This window comes from Collimonas fungivorans (assembly GCF_001584145.1).
Lineage (GTDB): Bacteria > Pseudomonadota > Gammaproteobacteria > Burkholderiales > Burkholderiaceae_D > Collimonas > Collimonas fungivorans.
Window position 1 is genome coordinate 3,728,035 of the sequence record NZ_CP013232.1, and the last position, 21,697, is coordinate 3,749,731.

General features: G+C 60.3%; 28 protein-coding genes. 17 read left to right on the plus strand and 11 right to left on the minus strand.

Features of this window, described 5'->3' with window-relative positions; genetic code table 11:
- The 6 genes from cydP to CFter6_RS26970 are packed head-to-tail and all read left to right on the plus strand — an operon-like array spanning position 1 to position 3,673.
- Positions 1-237 (plus strand): cytochrome oxidase putative small subunit CydP, encoded by a 237-nt coding sequence (gene cydP, locus CFter6_RS15935; RefSeq protein ID WP_061540761.1) that lies wholly within the window; start codon positions 1-3, stop codon positions 235-237.
- A complete protein-coding gene (locus tag CFter6_RS15940; protein ID WP_061540762.1) occupies positions 234-1,820 on the plus strand; it encodes a cytochrome ubiquinol oxidase subunit I in 1,587 nt (528 codons plus the stop codon). The genes cydP and CFter6_RS15940 overlap by 4 nt, the downstream gene beginning before the upstream one ends.
- A gap of 12 nt (positions 1,821-1,832) precedes the next feature.
- Positions 1,833-2,972: a cytochrome d ubiquinol oxidase subunit II gene (cydB, locus tag CFter6_RS15945; RefSeq protein ID WP_061540763.1), complete on the plus strand. Its 1,140-nt coding sequence runs from the start codon at positions 1,833-1,835 to the stop codon at positions 2,970-2,972.
- Between the two features lie 19 nt (positions 2,973-2,991).
- Positions 2,992-3,165: a cytochrome bd-I oxidase subunit CydX gene (gene cydX / locus CFter6_RS15950; RefSeq protein WP_061540764.1), complete on the plus strand. Its 174-nt coding sequence runs from the start codon at positions 2,992-2,994 to the stop codon at positions 3,163-3,165.
- Positions 3,162-3,548 carry a DUF2867 domain-containing protein gene (locus tag CFter6_RS15955; RefSeq protein WP_061540765.1) on the plus strand — a complete coding sequence of 129 codons (387 nt, stop codon included), beginning with the start codon at positions 3,162-3,164 and terminating at the stop codon, positions 3,546-3,548. Before cydX ends, CFter6_RS15955 begins: the two co-directional genes overlap by 4 nt.
- 29 nt (positions 3,549-3,577) lie before the next feature.
- Complete coding sequence (locus CFter6_RS26970) at positions 3,578-3,673, plus strand: hypothetical protein (protein WP_417924806.1); 96 nt, start codon at positions 3,578-3,580, stop codon at positions 3,671-3,673.
- On the opposite strand, the gene CFter6_RS15960 is transcribed toward CFter6_RS26970, so the two are convergent.
- Positions 3,666-3,902, minus strand: coding sequence for a hypothetical protein (locus CFter6_RS15960; protein WP_061540766.1), 237 nt, complete (start codon positions 3,900-3,902; stop codon positions 3,666-3,668). The two genes, CFter6_RS26970 and CFter6_RS15960, sit on opposite strands and share 8 nt — an antisense overlap.
- Positions 3,903-4,017: 115 nt before the next feature.
- On the opposite strand from CFter6_RS15960, the gene earP reads away from it, so the two are divergent.
- Both earP and CFter6_RS15970 read left to right on the plus strand, forming a co-directional pair.
- Positions 4,018-5,172, plus strand: a complete 1,155-nt coding sequence (earP, locus tag CFter6_RS15965; RefSeq protein WP_082814826.1) for an elongation factor P maturation arginine rhamnosyltransferase EarP — start codon at positions 4,018-4,020, stop codon at positions 5,170-5,172.
- A gap of 138 nt (positions 5,173-5,310) precedes the next feature.
- Positions 5,311-5,880, plus strand: coding sequence for an elongation factor P (locus tag CFter6_RS15970; RefSeq protein WP_061540768.1), 570 nt, complete (start codon positions 5,311-5,313; stop codon positions 5,878-5,880).
- An 81-nt stretch (positions 5,881-5,961) separates the two neighbouring features.
- On the opposite strand, the gene CFter6_RS15975 is transcribed toward CFter6_RS15970, so the two are convergent.
- Positions 5,962-7,212 (minus strand): MFS transporter, encoded by a 1,251-nt coding sequence (locus tag CFter6_RS15975; RefSeq protein WP_082814827.1) that lies wholly within the window; start codon positions 7,210-7,212, stop codon positions 5,962-5,964.
- Between the two features lie 228 nt (positions 7,213-7,440).
- Positions 7,441-7,875: an Rrf2 family transcriptional regulator gene (locus CFter6_RS15980; protein ID WP_061540769.1), complete on the minus strand. Its 435-nt coding sequence runs from the start codon at positions 7,873-7,875 to the stop codon at positions 7,441-7,443.
- Between the two features lie 130 nt (positions 7,876-8,005).
- Here CFter6_RS15980 and CFter6_RS15985 point away from each other — a divergent pair, with 130 nt between their 5' ends.
- The gene (locus CFter6_RS15985) at positions 8,006-8,293 is read left to right on the plus strand and encodes a helix-hairpin-helix domain-containing protein (protein WP_061540770.1); all 288 of its coding nucleotides are present in this window, start codon (positions 8,006-8,008) and stop codon (positions 8,291-8,293) included.
- Here the strand turns inward: CFter6_RS15985 and mmsB are convergent, their stop codons facing one another.
- The 3 genes from mmsB to CFter6_RS16000 form a co-directional block, all read right to left on the minus strand.
- Complete coding sequence (gene mmsB, locus CFter6_RS15990) at positions 8,294-9,193, minus strand: 3-hydroxyisobutyrate dehydrogenase (RefSeq protein ID WP_061540771.1); 900 nt, start codon at positions 9,191-9,193, stop codon at positions 8,294-8,296.
- A gap of 36 nt (positions 9,194-9,229) precedes the next feature.
- Positions 9,230-10,735 (minus strand): CoA-acylating methylmalonate-semialdehyde dehydrogenase, encoded by a 1,506-nt coding sequence (locus CFter6_RS15995; RefSeq protein WP_061542409.1) that lies wholly within the window; start codon positions 10,733-10,735, stop codon positions 9,230-9,232.
- Between the two features lie 80 nt (positions 10,736-10,815).
- Entirely contained in the window at positions 10,816-11,988 is a 1,173-nt protein-coding gene (locus CFter6_RS16000) for an ABC transporter substrate-binding protein (RefSeq protein WP_061542410.1), read from the minus strand.
- A gap of 181 nt (positions 11,989-12,169) precedes the next feature.
- Between CFter6_RS16000 and CFter6_RS16005 the strand changes: the two genes are divergently transcribed.
- A complete protein-coding gene (locus CFter6_RS16005; RefSeq protein ID WP_061542411.1) occupies positions 12,170-13,102 on the plus strand; it encodes a LysR family transcriptional regulator in 933 nt (310 codons plus the stop codon).
- A 16-nt stretch (positions 13,103-13,118) separates the two neighbouring features.
- Here the strand turns inward: CFter6_RS16005 and CFter6_RS16010 are convergent, their stop codons facing one another.
- The 5 genes from CFter6_RS16010 to CFter6_RS26050 all read right to left on the minus strand — a co-directional run bounded on the left by CFter6_RS16010 (position 13,119) and on the right by CFter6_RS26050 (position 15,948).
- A complete protein-coding gene (locus CFter6_RS16010) occupies positions 13,119-13,655 on the minus strand; it encodes a DUF1439 domain-containing protein (protein ID WP_236904297.1) in 537 nt (178 codons plus the stop codon).
- Positions 13,656-13,741: 86 nt separating this feature from the next.
- On the minus strand, positions 13,742-14,245 hold the full coding sequence (locus CFter6_RS16015; protein WP_236904298.1) for a GNAT family N-acetyltransferase: 504 nt from the start codon (positions 14,243-14,245) through the stop codon (positions 13,742-13,744).
- A 119-nt stretch (positions 14,246-14,364) separates the two neighbouring features.
- Positions 14,365-14,745, minus strand: coding sequence for a VOC family protein (locus CFter6_RS16020; protein WP_061540773.1), 381 nt, complete (start codon positions 14,743-14,745; stop codon positions 14,365-14,367).
- 57 nt (positions 14,746-14,802) lie between these two features.
- Complete coding sequence (locus CFter6_RS16025) at positions 14,803-15,693, minus strand: alpha/beta hydrolase (RefSeq protein ID WP_082814829.1); 891 nt, start codon at positions 15,691-15,693, stop codon at positions 14,803-14,805.
- 117 nt (positions 15,694-15,810) lie between these two features.
- Positions 15,811-15,948, minus strand: coding sequence for a hypothetical protein (locus CFter6_RS26050; protein WP_167351405.1), 138 nt, complete (start codon positions 15,946-15,948; stop codon positions 15,811-15,813).
- A 208-nt stretch (positions 15,949-16,156) separates the two neighbouring features.
- On the opposite strand from CFter6_RS26050, the gene CFter6_RS16030 reads away from it, so the two are divergent.
- The 7 genes from CFter6_RS16030 to CFter6_RS16055 all read left to right on the plus strand — a co-directional run bounded on the left by CFter6_RS16030 (position 16,157) and on the right by CFter6_RS16055 (position 21,696).
- Positions 16,157-17,596 carry a DHA2 family efflux MFS transporter permease subunit gene (locus CFter6_RS16030; protein WP_061540774.1) on the plus strand — a complete coding sequence of 480 codons (1,440 nt, stop codon included), beginning with the start codon at positions 16,157-16,159 and terminating at the stop codon, positions 17,594-17,596.
- A 72-nt stretch (positions 17,597-17,668) separates the two neighbouring features.
- Positions 17,669-17,839, plus strand: a complete 171-nt coding sequence (locus tag CFter6_RS25165) for a hypothetical protein (RefSeq protein ID WP_236904299.1) — start codon at positions 17,669-17,671, stop codon at positions 17,837-17,839.
- Positions 17,840-17,909: 70 nt separating this feature from the next.
- The gene (locus tag CFter6_RS16035) at positions 17,910-18,836 is read left to right on the plus strand and encodes an ABC transporter ATP-binding protein (protein ID WP_061542414.1); all 927 of its coding nucleotides are present in this window, start codon (positions 17,910-17,912) and stop codon (positions 18,834-18,836) included.
- Entirely contained in the window at positions 18,833-19,594 is a 762-nt protein-coding gene (locus CFter6_RS16040) for an ABC transporter permease (protein WP_061540775.1), read from the plus strand. The genes CFter6_RS16035 and CFter6_RS16040 overlap by 4 nt, the downstream gene beginning before the upstream one ends.
- Before the next feature lie 15 nt (positions 19,595-19,609).
- The gene (locus CFter6_RS16045; RefSeq protein ID WP_061540776.1) at positions 19,610-20,188 is read left to right on the plus strand and encodes a GNAT family N-acetyltransferase; all 579 of its coding nucleotides are present in this window, start codon (positions 19,610-19,612) and stop codon (positions 20,186-20,188) included.
- Positions 20,189-20,542, plus strand: coding sequence for a hypothetical protein (locus CFter6_RS16050; protein WP_061540777.1), 354 nt, complete (start codon positions 20,189-20,191; stop codon positions 20,540-20,542).
- Between the two features lie 98 nt (positions 20,543-20,640).
- Positions 20,641-21,696, plus strand: a complete 1,056-nt coding sequence (locus CFter6_RS16055) for a permease (protein ID WP_061540778.1) — start codon at positions 20,641-20,643, stop codon at positions 21,694-21,696.
- Position 21,697 lies beyond the last annotated feature (1 nt).

Below are 21,697 nucleotides of genomic sequence, written 5' to 3' on the forward strand. Positions count from 1 at the left end.
ATGCAGTCTTTCTCCACAAAAAAAAGATTCACCCGGCTGCCGCTGGCAGTCGAAATCACCCTGATCCTGATCGTCAAGATCGCCCTGCTGACGCTGCTCTGGAAAGCCTTCTTCTCTGAGCCGCAAACCAAGAAAATGCGCATGCCGACCGGCCTGGTCGAGCAGCATTTCCTGAGCCAGCCGCCTGCAGCACCTTCCTCACCGTCCCACCCTTCCCCTCCGGAGACCCGCCAATGATCCCTATTGATGAAGTCGTCGCCTTGTCCCGCCTGCAGTTCGCAGCGACCGCGATGTTCCATTTCCTGTTCGTGCCTCTCACCTTGGGGCTGGCCTGGATCCTGGTCATCATGGAATCGGTCTATGTAATGACCGGCAGTCCGATCTATAAAGACATGACGCGTTTCTGGGGCAAGCTGTTCGGCATCAACTTCGCCATGGGGATCGCCACCGGCATCACGCTGGAATTCCAGTTCGGCACCAACTGGTCCTACTACTCGCATTATGTCGGCGACATCTTCGGCACGCCGCTGGCGATCGAGGGCATGATGGCCTTCTTCCTCGAATCGACCTTCGTCGGCCTGTTCTTCTTCGGCTGGGACCGCCTGTCGCGAGTCCAGCATCTGCTGATCACTTTCCTGGTGGCGCTAGGCTCCAGCCTGTCGGCGCTGTGGATCCTGATCGCCAACGGCTGGATGAACAACCCGGTCGGCGCCGAATTCAACTACGAAACCATGCGCATGGAGCTGACCAGCATCGTCGACGTCATCTTCAATCCGGTGGCCCAGGTCAAGTTCGTCCATACGCTGTCGGCCGGTTATGTCGCCGCGTCGATGTTCGTGCTTGGCATCTCCGCCTTCTACCTGTTGAAGGGGCGCGACACCGCGTTTGCACTGCGTTCGTTTGCGATTGCCGCCGGTTTCGGCTTGGCCTCGACCTTGTCGGTGATCGTGCTCGGCGACGAATCCGGTTATACCGCCGGCGAAGTCAACAAGGTCAAGATGGCGGCGATGGAAGCCGAATGGCATACCGAACCGGCGCCGGCCGGCATCACCGTGTTCGGCTGGCCCAACGAGAAGGAGCAGCGCACCGATTTCGCGTTCAAGATTCCTTATGTGCTGGGCCTGATCGGCACCCGTTCGGTGGACAAGCAGATCACCGGCATCCACGATCTGAAAAAAGAGCACGAAGTGCGCATCCGCAACGGCATGCTGGCGTATTCTGCCCTGACCCGCCTCAAGGGCGGCGACAAATCGCCAGAAGCGATTGCCGATTTCGACAAGCTGAAACACGATCTCGGTTACGGCCTGCTGCTGAAGAAATACACGCCGAAGGTGGTCGACGCCACGCCTGAGCAGATCGCCATGGCGGTCAACGACACCTTTCCCAAGATCGCGCCGATGTTCTGGTCGTTCCGGCTGATGGTCGGCCTCGGCATCCTGTTCCTGTTCATCTTCTCCTGCTCGTTCTACTTCCTGATCCGCAAGAAACTGGCGAAACAGCGCTGGCTGCTGCGCCTGGCGGTGTACAGCATTCCGCTGCCATGGGTGGCGATCGAACTGGGCTGGCTGCTGGCCGAATACGGCCGCCAGCCGTGGACCATCTCCGGCGTGCTGCCGACCCACCTGTCGGCCTCGACCCTGCAGCCCGGCAGCCTCTACTTCAGCCTGGCAGGTTTCCTCGGTTTCTATGGTTTCCTGTTCGTCATTGAAATGATACTGATGGTGAAATACGCCCGCCGCGGCCCGAGCAGCCTGCATACCGGCAAGTACCACTGGGAACGCCTGGAAGCATCAACCACCGGCTCGACTGCCAAGGCATAAGGAGAAACCGCCATGTTCGATTATGAAACCTTAAAGGTCATCTGGTGGGGCTTTGTCGGCGTGCTGCTGATCGGCTTCGCCCTCACCGACGGCTTCGACTTCGGGGTCGGCATGATGCTGCCCTTCATCGGCAAGACCGACGGCGAACGCCGGGTCGTCATCAATTCCATAGGCAGCACCTGGGAAGGCAACCAGACCTGGTTCATCACTGCCGGCGGCGCCATTTTCGCGGCCTGGCCGCTGGTGTACGGCGCGGCGTTCTCAGGCTTTTATGTGGCCCTGATGCTGCTGCTGTTCTCGCTGTTCTTCCGTCCGGTCGGTTTCGACTACCGCAGCAAGGTGGCCGATACGCGCTGGCGCAATGCCTGGGACTGGGGCCTGTTCGCCGGCGGATTCGTGCCGCCGCTGATCTTCGGCGTAGCCTTTGGCAACCTGTTCCTCGGCGTGCCCTTCCATTATGACGACACCATGCGGGTTGAATATACCGGCAACTTCTTCCAGCTGCTCAATCCGTTCGGCCTGCTAGCCGGATTGCTGAGCGTAGCCATGCTGCTGATGCACGGCGCGGCCTACCTGCAAGTGAAGACCGACGATGTGATCGCACAGCGCGCCCGCGGCGTCGCCAAAATCGCCGGCCTGGTCACCGCCGCGCTGTTCATCGCCGGCGGCTTCTGGGTCGCCTATGGCATCCATGGCTATCGCATCAGCGCCATGCCGGACATGAACACCGCCTTCATGCCGACCGCCAAAACCGTGACCACGGTTGCCGGCGCCTGGTTCGACAACTATGCGCACTGGCCGGCAATCTGGGCCCTGCCGGTGGTGGCGGTGGCGGCGGCGTTGCTGTGCACGGCATTCAGCAGCGCCAACAAGGCCATGGCGGCATTCCTTTCCAGCGGAGTCAGCGTCGCCGCGGTGATCCTCACTGCCGGCGCATCGCTGTTCCCATTCATCATGCCGTCCTCGCTCGACCCCAACAGCAGCCTCACCATCTGGGATGCGGTATCGAGCCACAAGACGCTGGGCATCATGTTCTGGGTGGTGGTCATCATGCTGCCGATCATCATGCTCTACACCACCTGGGTGTACCGGGTCATGCGCGGCAAGGTCACCCTCAAGCATATCGAAGACAACGAACACACCGCTTACTGACAGGACAAGGGAGAAAATTATGTGGTATTTCGCATGGATATTAGGAGTCGGCCTGGCGCTGGCGTTCGGCATCATCAACGTCATGTGGCTGGAAGCCAACTACGCCTTCGGCAGCCGCGACGAAGAAACCACGCGCGAGCGCTTTGAAAGCGCGGCGGCCGAGCATGAACAAGCACGGGCGCGCAAGAAATGAGCGCCGCCCACGCCGCAGCAACTCTGGTAACGCCCAGCGTCGAGTGCGAGGCGCTCTTGCCCGGCCATGATTTCGTCGATGCCTACCAGGTGCGGGCCGAGATGACGGGCCTGAACGCCAGGCAGGCCGCCGATGCCATCGTCAAGCATCCGCCCGGCTGGATCAGCCAGCTGGTGGCGACCCGCAACCGCGTGGTGAGATTGTTCGGCCTGCGCACGGTGGAAATCGGCGTCGACGATCCGCATGCGTCGCAGCAAACGGTAGGCGGCTTTCCGCTGGTGGCGCAGTCGGAGCGTGAAGTGGTGCTGGGCTTCGACGACAGCCATCTGGATTTCCGCGTCAGCATCAGAGTTGCGCCAGACGGCCCGAGGCGACCCAAGTAACGGTCTCGACCATAGTCAAGACCAACAACCTGCTGGGACGCAGCTATCTGGCGGCGATCATGCCCTTCCACCGCCTGATCGTGCGCCATTTGCTGGAACAAGCCAGGTTCGGCCAGGTCAGTTAGCGACCTCGGCCTCACATCCGGTTTCAGCTGCCGTCGCAAGCTCCTCCACGCCGTCATCTGCGCTAATGGCCAGCGCCACCTGCTCCAGCTTGGTCACCGCCACATTCAGCGAATCGTTGATCTGCGCCTTGGCGTGTTCGGGCATGGTTTCAGCTATCTGCGCCAAAGCCCCTGCCAGGTCGATTACCGCCAGCGTCAGGTCGGCAATCAGGTCGCGTTCGTTTGTCATCGCTCAAGGTCCAGTATCATGCGGGGACGGCATTATTACATTACACGGCCGAATGCAAAACCGCCGTGGAATAAAAACGTCATAAAAAAACTCCATTCCTGCTGGAAGCTGAATCTTGAATCATCGAACAACACAGACATCGCTGGCCCTGTTTTGCAAAGTCGTCGACAACTACGGCGACATCGGCATCTGCTGGCGCCTGGCGCGGCAGCTGGAGCAGGAGCACGGCATCGCCGTCACCTTATGGGTGGACAACCTCGCCAGCTTCCGCCGGATCTGCCCGCAAGTCGCCATCGATCGCGAACTGCAGCAGATTGGCGCCGTAACGGTACGCCACTGGTCTGGCCAGGATGGCGCGTTTACGGCCGCCGACGTGGCCGACATCGTGATCGAATTTTTCGCCTGCGACATACCGCCCGCCTATATTGCGGCGATGGCGGAGCGCGCACCGCATCCGGTGTGGCTGAACCTGGAAGGGCTTAGCGCCGAAGCCTGGGTAGAAGGCTGCCACGCGCTGCCCTCGCCCCAATCGCGATCCTTGACCAAATATTTCTTCTTCCCCGGCTTCACCAGCAAGACCGGCGGCCTGCTGCTCGAATCCGGCCTGCTGCTGCAACGCCAGGCATTTCAACAGGATCCGGCCGCGATCGCGGCCTTTCTCAGTCAGTTTGGCGTGACGCCGGCAGAGATGGCATCCCTGAAAATTTCCCTGTTCTGTTATCCGCAAGCGCCGGCCCCGGCTTTATTCGAGGCCTGGCAAAACAGCGGCGTAGCGATGACCTGCCTGGTGCCTGAAGGCGTCGCCGTCGACGCCGTCGAAGCATTTCTTGGAAAACAGGCGCAAGCCGGGGCCAGCGCGACTCGCGGCGCATTGACCGTGCGGGTGCTGCCCTTCATGCCGCAGCCGGACTACGACAAGCTGCTGTGGTCCTGTGACCTCAATTTCGTGCGAGGCGAGGATTCCTTCGTGCGCGCCCAGTGGGCCGGCAAGCCGTTTGTCTGGCATATCTATCCGCAAGACGAGGATTTGCATCACGTTAAATTGAACGCCTTCCTGCAGTCCTATGCGGGCACAACGGAAAAGCTGGCCGAATTCTCCCTATGCTGGAATGAAGCCAAGAAAGAGGCGGTGGACTGGGCAACGCTATGGCCGTCATTTGCAGCCGACATGCCAAAAATTGCCATCATGGCCATGGATTGGCAGCAGCAAATGTTGGCAAATGGCGACTTGGCCGGCAATTTACTGAAGTTTGCCGAAACAGTTAGGTAAGAGGCATGGAAAAATAGGTTAAAATATAGGGCTAATTTTTGACGCAATTAAAAATTCAATCATACGTTGGCTTGCGGCGCTTTTTGCCAGTAGGCTACAAATGATTCTTAAGTAACCTACTTTTTACGTATATTCGCTATGAAACCTGCAAAAGAAATTCGTGTCGGCAACATCATCATGGTCGACAGCAAGCCTATGATCGTCTTGCGCTCTGACGTCAACGGTTCGAGCCGCACGGGCTTCACCTACAAGTGGAAACTGAAGAACCTGCTGACCAACGCTCCGATGGAAAACGTTTTCCGCGGCGACGACAAGTTCGACGTGGTCGTACTCGACAAGAAACCTGTGACTTATTCGTATTTCGCCGATCCGCTGTTCGTGTTCATGGACACCGACTACGAACAGTATGAAATCGAAGCAGAAAACCTGGGCGACGCCCTGCACTACCTGAAAGACGGCATGGAATGCGAAGCCGTGTTTTACGACGGCAAGGCAATCTCGGTCGAACTGCCGACCACGATCCAGCGCCAGGTTGTCTACTCGGAGCCGGCAGTCAAGGGCAACACTTCGGGCAACGTGCTGAAAGAAGCCAAGATCGAAAACGCCATCGAAGCCAACCAGCACATCGTCATGGTGCCGCTGTTCGTCAGCTCCGACGACATGATCGAAATCGACACACGCACCAACGAGTTCAAGAAGCGCGCTTAATACTCCCGCCTTCAAAAAAAAACGCTGCGGATTCTTCCGCAGCGTTTTTTTTCGCCCGCCCCATGCCAGGCGGACCGCCATTTATTGGCTCAGGGTCTCAGCCAGTTTCTTGTTGTTGAACCCGAAGCTGGCGATCACCGCCAGGCTGGCCAGCGCCAGTGCGCCGCCCAGCCACAGGGTAGACGGGATGCCGAGCGAATCGACCACCACGCCGCCGGTGGACGAACCCACCGCAATCGCTACCTGCACAATGCTGACGAACAACGCCGAGCCGGCTTCCGGCAAATCAGGCGACGACAGTTGCAGCCAGATGCTGGCGCACAGCGGGATGGCGCCGAACGCCACGCCCCAGGCCAATACCATCGTCACCACGCCTGCTTGCGATGCATGCAGCAGCGGCAACGCCAGCAAAGCCACCATCAGGATCGCCACCATGGAAAACAGCGACAGCTGCAGATTGCGGGAGACGGTAGTCGAGATCGCAAAATTCGAAACAAACCCGACAAAACCGAAGCCCAGCAGCACCGAAGTAATCGCCGGCAGGCTGAATCCAGCGCTTTGCACCAGGAACGGCGTGACGTAGGTGTAGGCGGAAAAGTGCGCACCGAACACCAGCGCCACCATCAGCAGGCTTTTACGGATGGTGGCCCGGCCCAGCAACGCGCCCAGGTCGCTAAAGCGTATCGCCGCCTTTGACGGCAGCGAAGGCAGCAGCAGCGCCTGCGCGGCCAGCGCCACGGCAGCCAGCACGCCGGTGGCGATGAACGAAGCGCGCCAGGAAGCCAGGGTGCTGATGAAGGTTCCGAGCGGCACCCCGATCACCGTGGCAAAGGTGACGCCGGTCAGTATCATGGCCGTTGCCTTGGCGGCGTGCTCTTCCCGCACCAGCCGCGCCGAAGTCGCCAGCGCCAGTGTCCAGAATCCGCCCAGCGCCGCGCCCAGCAGGGCGCGCCCCAACAGCATCGTGCCAAAACCGGGAGCCATGGCCGAGATCAGGTTGGACGCCAGCAGCAGCACCGACAGCATCAGCAAGATCAGGCGGCGGTTGATGCGCCCTGCTCCCAGCATCAGCCCCGGCGCCGAGATGGCAGCAATCACTCCCGGCGTGGTCACCATCAGACCGGCGGTGCCGGGCGAAACGCCAAGGTCGCGCGCAATTTGCGGCAGCAGCCCGACCGGCAGGAATTCGGTGGTGACAAAAGCAAATGCGCCTATCGCCACCGCTACCACCGACAGCCAGGAACGCAAAGGCGATGCTGCACTGCTGACATGAACCGGCAGGTCGAGAAGACTGTCGTTTTGTGCGCTGATCGCCGCCATATTTTTTTCCATGTGAAACTCCTGTTCTTTACGCTGATAGAACTAACCAAAATCGATAAAAATGCAGCCGGCACTGACCAACCGCGCCGGCTGCCTTGCATCAGGTTTGCGGCAATCCGCTTCGCCGCCATTAAACTGTAGTATTTTTTAATACAGTTTAGAATATAAAAATAGGATCAAAATCGATCCCTGCCAATTAACTGTATATGATTTTTATACAGTTAATTATAAAAAAAACCACTATGCTTCAGTCTTGTCGGCGATCTTGTTGACCAGCTCGGACAATTTTCTTTCCCGCAAAATATCCAGCAAAGCGCCTTCAACTTCCGACACCACCGGGTCCAGCACCATATCCATGCCGCAGCTGACCGGACAGCAAAGGTCTTTCGAGCGCGTATTGTGCTTCAGCACCGGCCCTTCTTCCACCGCCTGGTAGATCTCCGCCAGGTTGATGTCCGACGCCGGCCGCGCCAGCTGCACGCCGCCACCCTTGCCTTCCTTGGTCAGCACCAGCCTGGCCTTGCTCAGCTTGCGCAGCAGTTCACGCACAAAAACGGGATTGGTGTTGACACTGGCGGCAATAGCGGTAGAAGGCCAAAACACTTCCCCGCCCCTGGTAGCGTACTCGACGCTGACTAAAATGTGTGCCGCCACGGCAAATCGACTCGACTTCATACTGTAATCTTATTCGATACAGATACTACCGGTCAAGTAATTTTGTTGCATAAGCTTATGCAGGGCAGGAATGACCGCCGAGGCAATGCCACAATGAGCGAACTGCCACAAAACACATAATGGAGAGCAAATGCCCAAATATCTCGACAGAGCCGCCGTAGTACAGCTGGAGGATTTGCCGAATATCGGCAAGGCTGGCGCTGCCGACCTGCGCCGCATCGGCATTCAGAGCCCAGGTCAATTGGTTGGCCAATCGCCACTGCAGATGTACGACGCCCTGTGCGCCAAGACCGGCGCCCGGCATGACCCCTGCGTGATCGACGTATTCATGTCGGCAGTGCGCTATATGGAAGGCGCCGAGCCGCTGCCGTGGTGGTCGTACACGGCAGAGCGCAAGCGCCTGCTCAAGTCAGGATAACTAAGCTCCTTCGGTTTTGGCCAGCATATTAAAAATGCTGGAAAAATCCAGCCCGCCGGCGCCGCTCTTGCTGTGGATGTCGTACAGGTTGCGCGCCAGCGCGCCGAGCGGCACGCTGCTGCCGGTGGACAGCGAATTTTCCACCGCCAGCCCCAGGTCCTTGAGCATCAGGTCGACGCCGAAGCCGCCGGCGTAGCCCTTGGATGCCGGCGCATTTTCCATCACGCCGGGGCACGGGTTGTACACTTCCAGCGCCCAGTTGCGGCCCGAACTTTTTGCCATGATTTCCGACAGCACCTTGGGATCCATGCCGTTCGCCATGCCCAGCCGGATCGCTTCGCAGCTGCCTATCATCAGGATCCCCAGCAGCATGTTGTTGCACACCTTGACGGTCTGGCCGCTGCCGTTATCGCCGGCGTGGAAGATTGCCTTGCCCATTTTTTCCAGGTAAGGCTTGGCAAGGGCAAAGCCATCCGCGGAACCGCCGACCATGAAGGTCAGCGTGCCGGCAGCGGCGCCGCCGGTGCCGCCCGAGACCGGAGCATCAAGCATGGTGAAACCCTTGTCGCGCGCCACCGCAGCTACCTTGCGGGCAGCCTCGGGGGCGATGGTCGAGCAGTCGATCAGCAATGTGCCCGGCGCAACCTGCGCCAGGATACCGTTGGGACCAAGGTAGGCGGCCTCGACGTGACGGCTGGCCGGCAACATCGTGATGACGATCCTGGCCGCCGCCACCGCAGCCGGCAAATCGCTGCCGGTGCTGCCGCCGCCGGCGACAAACTTGTCGACGCTGGCTGCCACCAGGTCATGGCCGCTGACTTTGCAGCCGGCTTTCACCAGGTTCAGCGCCATCGGCAAACCCATATTGCCGAGGCCGATAAAAACGATGTCGCTACTCATGTCAAACTCTCCTGTGACTTGTTAGGTGGTGCGCGATCACTTCATGGAAATCGTCGTATTGATCTCGCCGCCGTCCGCATCCGGCGCAAACCAGCGAGCGGTCACGGTCTTGGTCTGGGTCCAGAACTGCACCGCCTGTTTGCCGTTAGGGCCGAGATCACCCAGCTTGGAAGCGCGCGAACCGGTAAAGCTGAAATAAGCCACCGGCACCGGGATCGGCACGTTGATGCCGACCTGGCCGACATCGATCTCGTTCTGGAACTTGCGCGCGGACCAGCCCGAGGAGGTAAAGATCGAGGTGCCGTTGCCGTTCGGGTTGGCGTTGATGAAGGCAATCGCCTCGTCCAGCGTTTCCAGTTCGACCACGCACATGGCCGGGCCGAAAATCTCTTGCGTATAGATATCCATCTCGGCAGTCACGCCGGAAAAAATGGTCGGGCCGACAAAATTGCCGTCAGGGTAGCCCGCCACCTGGCAGTTGCGGCCATCCAGCAGCAGTTGCGCGCCCTGCTCCACGCCCGATCCGATCAGGCGTTCGGTGCGTGCCTTGGCGGCTTTCGACACCATCGGCCCGAGGTCGGCCTTGCGGTCGCTGCCCGGCCCGATCTTCAGGCCGCGCGAACGCTCGACGATTTCCGGCAGCCAGGAACGCGCCTTGCCCACCAGCAGCACCATCGAATTCGCCATGCAGCGCTGGCCGGCGGCGCCGAACGCCGCGCCCAGCAGGTTGTTGATGGCCTGGTCCTTGTTGGCGTCGGGCAGCACGATGCAGTGGTTCTTCGCGCCCATCATGCATTGCGCGCGCTTGCCGGCCTCGCTGGAACGGCGATAGATATGGGTGCCGACGCTGGTTGAACCGATGAAGGAAATCGCCTTGATGTCAGGATGGTCGCACAGCATGTTGGCCACGTCCGGTCCGCCGTGGACCACGTTCAGCACGCCCGGCGGCAAGCCGGCTTGCTGCGCCAGTTCGACCAGGAACAGCGAAGACGAAGGATCTTGCTCGGACGGTTTCAGGATGAAGGTATTACCGCAGGCGACCGCTACCGGGAACATGAAACAAGGCAGCATCACCGGGAAGTTGAACGCCGTAATGCCGGCGCCGACGCCCAGCGGCTGGTTGATGGTGTAGACATCGACGCCGGTGGCGGCATTCTCGGCCAGCTCGCCCAGCTGCAGCGAGGTGATGGAACAGGCATGCTCGACCACTTCCAGGCCGCGCATCACTTCGCCTTCGGCATCCGGCAGGGTCTTGCCGTGCTCGCGCGTAATCAGCTCGGCCAGCGGCGCAATGTTTTCGCGCAGCAGCTGCTGGAACTTGAGCATGATGCGCATGCGCTGCGCCAGCGAGGTGTTGCGCCAGCTGGCGAAGGCCTGTTTGGCGTTGGCTACCGCGTGGTCGACTTCGGCCTTGGTGGCGAACGGCACGCGCGCCACCACTTCCTGGGTCGCCGGGTTGAGGACATCGCGCCACTCGGTGCTGGCCGACTGCACGGTCTTGCCGCCGATATATAGAGGGATGTTAGGGATATTGGTAGACATGATGACTTCCTCGAACAATTAAGAAAAACAATTAGGAAATGAATGGCGCCGGCGCCGCAACGCCGAGCACCCTGTGTGTATTACTTGACCAAAGGACAGGAAGCATCCATCGGCTTGAAAGCCTGCTGCGCCGGAATGGTCGACAGCAGCTTGAGGTAATCCCAAGGTGCTTTCGATTCGGCCGGTGTTTTCACCTGGTACAGATACATGTCATGGATCACGCGGCCATCGGGACGGATGGAGGCATTGCGCATGACAGCGTCATGGATAGGGATCTCGCGCATTTTCTGGGTCACGATTTTCCAGTCGTGCGACTTGGTTGCGGCGACCGCCTTCAGGTAGTGATAGACGCTGGAATAGACGCCGGCGTGCACCATGGTCGGTTTGTTGCCTTTATAAAGCGTTTCGAAACGCTTGGAGAAAGCACGCGTATCGTTATCGAAATCCCAGTAGAAACCATCGGTGTAGACCAGCCCCTGGGCATCGTTCAGCCCCAGCGCATGCACATCCGACAAGAACACCAGCAAAGCCGCCAGGCGCTGGTTCTTGGTGCCGATGCCGAACGAGCGCGCCTGCTTGATCGCATTCACCGTATCCTGGCCGCCGTTGGCCAGGCCGATCACCTGCGCCTTCGAGCTTTGCGCCTGCAACAGGAACGACGACAGGTCGCTGGCGTTGAGCGGATGGCGGATCGATCCGACCACGGTGCCGCCGAGGCGCTTGACGACATCGCCGGCATCTTTTTCCAGCGACTGGCCAAAGGCGTAGTCGACGGTCACGAAGTACCAGGATTTCTGTCCCATCTTGGTCAATGCCGCGGCGGCCCCGGCTGCCTGCGAATAGGTATCGAACATCCAGTGGAAACCGTTAGGCGCGCATTCGGCGTTGGTCAGCACGCCGGTCGCCGGGCCGCTGTACATGGCGATGCCGCCCTTGTCGCGAATCAGGCGCTGCACTGCCAGCGCCACCGAGGAATTGGTGAGGTCGGCGATGGCGTCGACCTTGTCGCGGTCTATCCATTCGCGCGCCTTGGAAGCGCCGATATCGGCCTTGTTCTGGTGATCCGCGGTCAGCAGCTCGATTTTCATGCCCTTGCACTCGGCCTTCAGGCAATCCTCGATCGCCATCTTGGCCGCCACCACCGAGCCCGGCCCGCCCATCGCCGAATACGGGCCCGACATGTCGGTCAGGATGCCGACCTTGTAGGTCTCGCCTTCCTGGGCCAGGGCCTGGCTCCCGGCCAGCATGCCCATCAACGAAAAAATCACGGCCGAACCACGTACCAGCAGCTTGTTGCGCATGAGGTCTCCTGTTTTTTATGAATTTCTATATAGACATTCTGCATGTGCATTATTATTGGAACAATAGACAATAATTCACAATGGCTTTGCATTTATGCAAAGCAAGGAGCTACGGATGAAATCGACGAATGCCATGCTGGACTGGGATAACCTGCGCGTCTTCCTGGAGCTGACGCGCAGCCAGGGCCTGGTGGAAGCGGCAAAAAAACTCGGCGTCGACCACTCGACCGTGTCCCGCCGCATGCGCCGCTTCGAGGAACAGGTCGGCAGCCAGCTGTTCGAGCGCAACAACCAGGGTTACACGCTGACCGCGGAAGGCCATCGGCTGATCGAATATGCGGAACGGGTCGAAAGTACGGTGTATGCCGCCGCGGAAGAACTCAGCGGCCACAATCGCCTGTTGTCGGGCCAGGTCCGGCTCGGTGCCACCGAAGGTTTCGGCACCTTCGTGCTGGCGCCGCACCTGGCGCATTTTTGCGCGCGGCATCCGCACATCACGGTCGACCTGCTGCCGGTGCCGCGCTTCGTCAACCTGTCCAAGCGCGAAGCCGATATCGGCGTCACCATCGAACGTCCGCAAAGCGGCAATTACGTGGTCACCAAGCTGACCGACTACCTGCTCAAGCTGTACGCTACCCGCTCTTACCTGGAAACACATGCGCCGATCAAGACTTTGCAGGATTTAAATCATCACGCTTTCATCGGCTACGTCGACGACCTGGTGTTCAGCGAAGAGCTGCGCTACAAGGACAACGTGGCGCCGGCCGCCTTCCGCGCCTTCCGCAGCACCAGCGTGATTGCCCAGTACACGGCGGCGCGCAGCGGCCAGGGGCTGGCGATCCTGCCCTGCTTTCTGGCGCAGCAAAGTGAAGACCTGGTGCCGGTGCTGGACGGCCAGGCCGATATCCAGCGCGCGTTCTGGCTGGTGGCCGCCACCGAAACCCGCAATGTGGCGCGGGTAGCCGCGCTGTGGCGTTACCTGCGGGAAGTGATCGAACCCAACCGGGCGTTCCTGATGGGAGAGTCGCGGCAGATGGTCTACTCGGATGCGATTGTGCCGGCCTGAGTTTAGGCCTGATTGTTCAGGACTCGTTGATTTCCACCGCGATGCCGTCCTGCTGCACCGTGATCGCGCCGGGCTCGAAGGTCTTGCCGTTCAGGCGCAATTCCTCGCTGCGGAAGGTATAGATAGGATAATTATTCAGCACCTGCTGCGCCACGACTGCGCCGATCTGGCTCAGCTGCGGCTTGTATTGGGCGGGCACGTTGCTGAAGTCGATATTGTCGACTGTTGGATTGTCGAGCTGGACGGCGCGCGTCGCCCGGTCATACTTCAAGCCGCTGCTCAGGGTGATCGCGCCATTCAGCGTTCCTGCCAGCAGCAGCGGACTGACGACGCTGACATTCACCTGCGTCAGCACGCGGTTTTGCGCCGGGTTGAGCGTCAGGTGCGGATTCTTCAGGCCGACATTGAACACTTCCGCATAACGCAGCTGCTGCGGAAACTTGCTTTCGATGGCGGTCTGCAGCTGCTGTTGCGAAAACGTGTATTCGTTGGACCAGATGTTGTAGCCGGCCCAAGCGCCGGCCGCAGCCGCAGCCGCGCTTAGGGCCAGCATGGTCTTCACCAGTGTGCGTCGTATTGTATGCATTGTTTCCCGTGGCTTGCGGCCTGCCGCGGCTACACTATAGTTGCCGCAGACCATCAGATTTTGTATGGTTCAAGCTCACAGTATAGATGGATATCTTCAGGTTCAAGCCGATACAGCTCAGGATCTGGTTTATCCAGCAGCTTGCAGCCAAGCCGCACATAGAAATCGACGGTGTTGCGCGAGTTCGTGGCGGAGATATGGATTTCTTCCGCGCCCATTTCCCTGGCGCGCTTGCAGGCTGTGCGAAACAATCCGCTGGCAAGCCCGCGGCCGCGGTAATCATGGCTGACATGCAGGAACTTGAGCTGCAGGGCCGGCCGCTCGGCTTCAAGGAAAACGCTGTCCACCACGGCCACGGCAACCAGCAGGCCAGCGTCGAAGATGCCGTGGAACCAGCCGCCACGCTCGAAACATTTGGCAAGCACCTGGGCATTGTGTTCCGCCTCGCCCGGCGGCCAGCCGGCCATGTCAAAACGTTCCTCATACAGCTTCAGCCTGCCGTTTTCCAGCACGTACAGTTGTTCGACGAGTTCCTTGCGGTCGATCAGGCCGAGCAAGGATAATTCTTCCGCCTTTATATTGCGTTCGTGGAGCATGTTGTTTTCTCTGGAAACGATTAAGCTGCCCTTTGTCGTTCGTATGCCGTCAGGGCGAAACCGTATTCATCCGGGCAGGTTCAATCCGAGGGGCCTTTGGTTACCGCTTCAATCCTGTGCCCATCCGGGTCGATCAAAAAAGCGGCATAGTAATTTTCCTCGTATTCAAGACGCAGGCCGGGCGCGCCGTTATCGCTGCCACCCACACGCAATGCAGCGCGATGGAAGGCATCGACGACAGCGCGGGACGGCGCCGCAAACGCCAGGTGGAAGCCTGGCCCGGGCGGCGTTGCGTCTGGGCGCAGTTTCAGGCAAAGCAAATCCTCGCCATCCGCCACGCCATACCCGACCGCGGTTGCATCTTCGAATACCCGGCGCAGGCCCAACGCGCCAAGCGCTGCGTCGTAAAACGTGCCTGACAGGGAAAGGTCGCGGACGCCGAGCGAGATATGGTGGATCACGATTGCCTCATCAGGAATAATAAAGATTGTTGGGACCAGGCTGCAGGGATGCCGTCATTAGCCCGGCAATGCCCACAGCAAGCCGCGCGTGATCAAGGAGGGAAATACCGTGAGATGGTCTTCATCCTGGATTACCTCGGAACGCACTTTCAAGCCAGGATAACGATGTGAATTCAATTGTTTCTCAAAATCCTTCATGTCCTGCACCATATCGCTTTCCTTGTTATAACGCGGATTGTGATCCTTCGGCTTCACCGTTTCGAACGACCCGATCAGCATCAGGACCTTGGCCGGCATGTCTTTGTGCGCTGCCGCATAAAGACGCTCCTGGCTGAACATGACCTTCTTGTCGTACCACAACGAGGGGCTGCCTAAAATGTACTGGTCGAACATCTGCGGCTCCGTCAGCAGGACGTGCAAGCCGAGCAACGATCCATAGGAATGGCCGGCATAGATTTTACGGCTCATGTCGGCCCGGTAGTTTGCAGCGACAAACGGAAACACTTCCCGTTCGATGAACAGCCGGTACTGCTCGGCCTGTCCCGACAATTCCCTGCCTTTGCCGCTGGTGGTGTCGGTCGGCGTGTAATCCCGGTTGCGGCTGACGACCGGGTCATCGCCTTTTGAATAGGACAGCCCGACCAGAATGAATTCCTGGATTTTCTTGCCATGGACGACTAGCCGGTTGCCAATGCTGCGCACCAGCGGAAAACCATAGTTGGCATCGGTGATGAACAGCACCGGATAACGCTTCTGCGATGTCGCGTAGGATGCCGGCAGGCTGACGAACAGCTCGTAGTCACGGTGCAGGATCTTCGATGAAATGCTCTGCACTTCGGTTCCGTCCAGTTCATATGGACGGGGCGCGGCATTTGCCTGGGCCGGCGCGGCTGAAAAAACCAGGGTAAACAACAAGGCAGGAAGTAGCTTGCGAAGTTTTTGCGGCATGTTTATACTTTCTCGTTCGTTTGCGATGGGAGCGATGCTTCTGCCAGGCGATAATGTGTGCCGCAACGCCGGTTTCGTCAACCCTGCTTCGGGTGCAAAAGACGAACGGCGATAACCTTAGCCGATGGTGATATCGTGCGTAAAATCATTTCCTGAAATCTCCCGCAACCTGCGGATCCGGTTCGAATACAAACCCGGCCATCGCTGTTTCTCCTTCGCGATGGCGATAACTGCTGACGCATCAGCGATATCCATGCGCCTTACCCCGTTATAGTTTTTGCAGCACAGGCACCTCAAGCGCCTGGATTTGAGCAGCCGAGTTATTCAACCGACAATCCGGCCGGGCAATCTTTGCCCGCCTGTCGATTTCGACGATTTCCGTTCGACTAGGTATCGAGACCCTTTAAATCTCGCGGCTCGATTGCTTCCTCGTACAAAGTCCTTCATCCTTGGAAAGACCGACATGACTGAAAATCCTACCCATACCGCAACCCGCGACCGCCGCGGCCTGGCCCTGATCGTGCTGTGCCTGGGCGTGCTGATGATCGTGCTCGACACCACCATCGTCAACGTGGCGCTGCCGTCCATCAAGACCGACCTGAAGTTTTCCGACACCTCGCTGGCCTGGGTGGTGAACGCCTACATGCTGACTTTCGGCGGCTTCCTGCTGCTCGGCGGCCGGCTCGGCGACCTGTACGGCCACCGGCGGCTGTTCCTGATCGGCATCGCGCTGTTTACTTTAGCCTCGCTTGCCTGCGGCTTGTCCGGCACGCAAGGTTTCCTGCTGGCGGCGCGCGCCGTGCAAGGGCTGGCCGGCGCCGTGGTGACATCGGTGGCGCTGTCGCTGATCATGGACCTGTTCACCGAGCCGGCCGAGCGGGCCAAGGCGATGGGAGTCTACGGTTTCGTCTGCGCCGGCGGCGGCAGCCTCGGCGCCATGCTGGGCGGGCTGCTGACCGATACACTGAGCTGGCACTGGATTTTCCTGGTCAACCTGCCGATCGGCATCGCCGTCATCGCCCTGTCATTGCGGCTGTTGCCGGCCGTGCACAACCAGGCGCAATCGAAGCACCTGGACGTATTCGGCGCCGTCACTGTCACCGCCGCGCTGATGCTCGCCGTGTATGCCATCGTCAACGGCAACGAAGCCGGCTGGGTTTCGCCGCGCACGCTGGGCCAGCTCGCCGTTGCAGTGATCCTGCTGGCGGCGTTCCTGGTGATCGAAACGCGGGTGCGGGTGCCGCTGATGCCGCTGCGGCTGTTCCAGCTGCGTAACGTGGCGGTCGCCAATGTCGTCGGCGTGCTGTGGGCGGCGGCGATGTTCGCCTGGTTCTTCCTGTCCGCGCTTTACTTGCAGCTGGTGCTGGGCTACAAGCCGCTTCAGGTCGGCCTGGCGTTCCTGCCTGCCAACCTGATCATGGCCGTCTTTTCGCTGGGCATATCAGCCAAGCTGGTGATGCGCTTCGGCATCCGGCGGCCACTGGCGGTGGGCTTGCTGCTGGCGGCCTGCGGCCTGCTGCTGTTTGCACGCGCCCCGGTCGACGGCCACTTCATCGCCGATGTATTGCCTGGCATGCTCCTGCTCGGCCTGGGCGCCGGGATTGCCTTCAATCCAGTGCTGCTGGCAGCCATGAGCGATGTCGCGCCGTCCGAATCCGGACTGGCCTCGGGCGTGGTCAACACCTCGTTCATGATGGGCGGCGCGCTCGGCCTGGCGGTGCTGGCCAGCCTGGCAGCCTTGCATACCGAGAACCTGCTGGCGGCCGGCAACGAGCCGCTGGGCGCGCTCAACAGCGGCTACCAGGCTGCGTTCCTGGTGGGCGCCTGTTTCGCCGGCCTGGGCGCCGGACTGGGCGCCCTGCTCTTGCGCACCAAAACCATGGAGAGCGCCGTGCCTGCATAAGTTACCAGAGCTCCGCCGCACCAATCTGCGAAACACCGTGGCCCGGTGTTTCCTATTTGCCGGGATAAACCTATGTTTGAGAAAGAAACAGACGCAGCACTTGTCAACGAAACCGAATACCGCCAGCTGGTGGCGGAATTCGACCTGCTATGGAACCGCGCGACGACGCCACAGGAGCAATCGCGCATGGAGAGCCTGATCAAATTGATCGACGCCTTCGAGAACGGCCTCCGCCAGAATTAATTTCCCATTCAGGATTAGAATGCACGGCAAGGCACATCCGCCGCCTCCATTCATTACGATCGAACGGCTCATGCAAAATATCATTTCTGTAGCAAACGTCTCAAAAACCTACGCTTCCGGCCACCGCGCCCTCAACAACGTCAACCTGGAGATCCGCCGCGGCGAGATCCTGGCGCTGCTGGGCCCGAACGGCGCCGGCAAGACCACCCTGATCAGCTGCATCTGCGGCATCCTCAACATCTCCGAGGGTTCGGTGCGGGTCGACGGCCACGACATCGGCGCCGATTTCCGCGCGGCCCGCTCCATGATCGGCCTGGTGCCGCAGGAACTGACCACCGACGCCTTCGAGACGGTGTGGGCGACGGTATCCTTCAGCCGCGGCCTGTTCGGCAAGCCGGCCAACCCTGCCCATATCGAAAAGGTGCTCAAGGATCTGTCCTTGTGGGACAAGAAGGACAACAAGATCATGACCCTGTCCGGCGGCATGAAGCGCCGGGTGCTGATCGCCAAGGCGCTGTCGCACGAGCCGCAGATCCTGTTCCTCGACGAACCGACCGCCGGCGTCGACGTCAACCTGCGCCACGACATGTGGCAGCTGGTCCGTTCGCTGCGGGAAAGCGGCGTCACCATCATCCTGACTACCCACTACATCGAGGAAGCCGAAGACATGGCCGACCGCATCGGGGTGATCAACAAGGGTGAGATCATCCTGATCGAAGACAAGAAGGAACTGATGCACAAGCTCGGCAAGAAACTGCTGACGCTGCAGCTGGAGCAGCCGCTGCAGCAGGTTCCGCCCGAACTTGCGGCCTACCAGCTGAGCTTGTCCAGCGATGGCAGCCAGCTGGTCTATACCTATGAGAGCGACGGCGAACGGGTGACCATCATTTCGCTGCTCAACGCCCTCAGCGCACAAGGCATCCAGTTCAAGGATATCCAGACCACGCAAAGTTCCCTCGAAAATATTTTCGTCAACCTGATCAAGGACGGACAATGAATTTCCATGCAATCCGCGCCATCTACAATTTCGAAATGGCGCGCACCTGGCGTACCCTGCTGCAAAGCATCATCGCCCCGGTGATTTCGACTTCGCTGTATTTTGTCGTGTTCGGCGCCGCCATCGGCTCGCGCATCGCCCAGGTCGACGGCGTCAGCTACGGCGCCTTCATCGTGCCGGGGCTGGTGATGCTGTCGCTGCTTACGCAAAGCATCTCGAATGCCTCGTTCGGCATCTACTTCCCCAAATTCACCGGCACCATCTACGAGCTGCTGTCGGCGCCGGTGTCATACCGCGAAATCGTGATCAGCTACGTCGGCGCCGCCGCCAGCAAATCGATACTGCTCGGCCTGATCATCCTGGCCACGGCCGGACTGTTCGTGCCGCTGCACATCGAACATCCGCTCTGGATGATCCTGTTCCTGGTGCTGACCGCAGTCACCTTCAGCCTGTTCGGCTTCATCATCGGCATCTGGGCCGACAATTTCGAGAAGCTGCAGCTGGTGCCGCTGCTGATCATCACGCCGCTGACTTTCCTCGGCGGCAGCTTTTACTCGATCAAGATGCTGCCGCCGGTATGGCACACGATCAGCCTGTTCAATCCCGTGGTCTACCTGATCAGCGGTTTCCGCTGGAGCTTCTACGGCACGGCCGATGTCCACATCACGATCAGCCTGGCGATGACGCTGGCATTCCTGGCGGTCTTCCTGGGGATCGTGGCCTGGATCTTCAAGACCGGCTACCGCCTCAAATCCTAGGGACTGGGGACAGCCATGCAGCCTGAGGCTCCTGCCGCATCTCACCGCGAACCGGCTTTCAGCCTGCGTCCGGCGCAGATGGCTGACGTGCCGGTGCTGGAAGCGCTGATTGCCCGTTCCGGCGTCGGCCTGAGCACCGGTTTCTATTCGGACCAGCAGGCTGCGGCGGTCACCCGCTACGTGTTTGGCGTGGACACCCAGCTGATCGCCGACCAGACCTATTTTATTATCGAAGACGGCGCCAAGGCCGTGGCTTGCGGCGGCTGGAGCAAGCGCCGCACGCTGTTCGGCGGCGACCGCGCGAAGAGCGGCCCCGATCCCCTGCTCGATCCGTCGCAGGAAGCCGCCCGCATACGCGCATTCTTCGTCGATCCAGGCATGGAACGGCGCGGCCTCGGCAGCCAGCTGATGCGGCATTGCACTCGCCAAGCAGCCCTTAACGGCTTCGGCACGCTGGAGCTGGTCGCCACGCTTCCCGGCGAGCCGCTGTACCTGGCTTTCGGCTTTGCCGTCATCGAAAGGTTCGAGCTCGACCTGGCGGGCGGCATCCAGGTGCCGGTGACGCGGATGAGAAAAAACATCGGGTCGGCATAAATGAACGGCAAGCACTCACATCTCCAGCTATCCCTGTACCTGATCGCCGCGGCGGTCTTGCTGGTGGGATTATTGTCCGCCGGCCTGATTTACCGCACCGCCGCCGAACGGGAAAGCGCTGCCCTCAGCTACCAGGTGGTGGGCGGCAGCGTCTATGCAGTCGACCCGGGCGATTCGAAGGCCTATTGCCGCGACGTCGAACTGTATGGCGGCACCTCGGGCCGGCTGATCGCCGACTTCAATCGCTGGCTGTCCAGCCTGTGGCATGGTAAACGGCTGGCGTACGTGCTCGCCATCTTTTCGGCCGGAATAGCCTATATCTGCTTCTCCGTCGCCCGTGGGCAGGAGCCGTAAGGTAGGCACCTGTGCCCACGCGAAATATCCTGGCCAACGGCATTAGCAGGCTGCGCCGGGTTATGATGCGATGTTATTTCCTACAGGGTGAATCTTCCATGCACAGTCTATCTTCCCCATCCAGCGCCAGGGGCTGGTCGTTCTGGTGGAAACCGGCGCTGTTCGTACTGGTAGCCGTGGTTGGCCTGTACTACGTCAAATGGTCGCCCTATTACCTCAAATCCTTCCTGGCCGCCGACAAGCACAGCATTGGCGCATCCATTCTCGACGACCAGCAAGGCACACCCATCGCCGCCGCGCTGGCCTACGCCAAGGTATATTTCCTGGCGATCTGGAAAGCCGCGGTGCTGGCAGTGATCCTGGGGTCGCTGCTGCAGGTGCTGATCCCGCGCGACTGGCTGCTGCGCCTGTTCGGCCGCGCCGGCTTTGGCTCGGTGCTGCGCGGCGGCCTGTTCGCCCTGCCCGGCATGATGTGTTCCTGCTGCGCCGCCCCGGTGGTGGCCGGCATGCGCCGCCAAAAAGTTTCGGTGGGCGCGGCGCTGGCGTTCTGGATCGCCAATCCGGTGCTGAACCCGGCGACGCTGGTGTTCATGGGTTTTGTGCTGGGCTGGGGGTTTACCGCCCTGCGCCTGGCGGCGGGCCTGGTGCTGGTGCTGGGCGTATCGATGATCGCGCAGCGCATTTCCCGTCCCGAGGAAATCCCGGCGGCAGCGGCAGAAGCAGTGGTCGAAGCCAGCGCGCCTGCCCGCACCGATTTCCTGGGGCGCTGGGCGCGCACCATATGGCAGCTGTTCTGGAGCACAATCCCTGTGTATGTGCTGGCAGTGCTGGTGCTGGGCGCGGCCCGGGTCTGGCTGTTCCCGCATGTCGACGGCGCCATGGGCAACAGCCTGCTGTGGCTGGTTCCGCTGGCCATCGCCGGCACCCTGTTCGTGATTCCGACCGCGGCCGAAATCCCTATCGTGCAGACCATGATGGCGCTGGGCCTCGGCACTGCGCCGGCAGTGGCGCTGCTGATGACCTTGCCGAGCATCAGCCTGCCGTCGCTGCTGATGCTGCGCAAGGATTTCGACGCCCGGGTGCTGGTAGCGGTAGCCTTGCTGACCATGCTGGTCGGCGTGATCAGCGGGCTGGTTGGAGCTGCGCTGCTGTAAC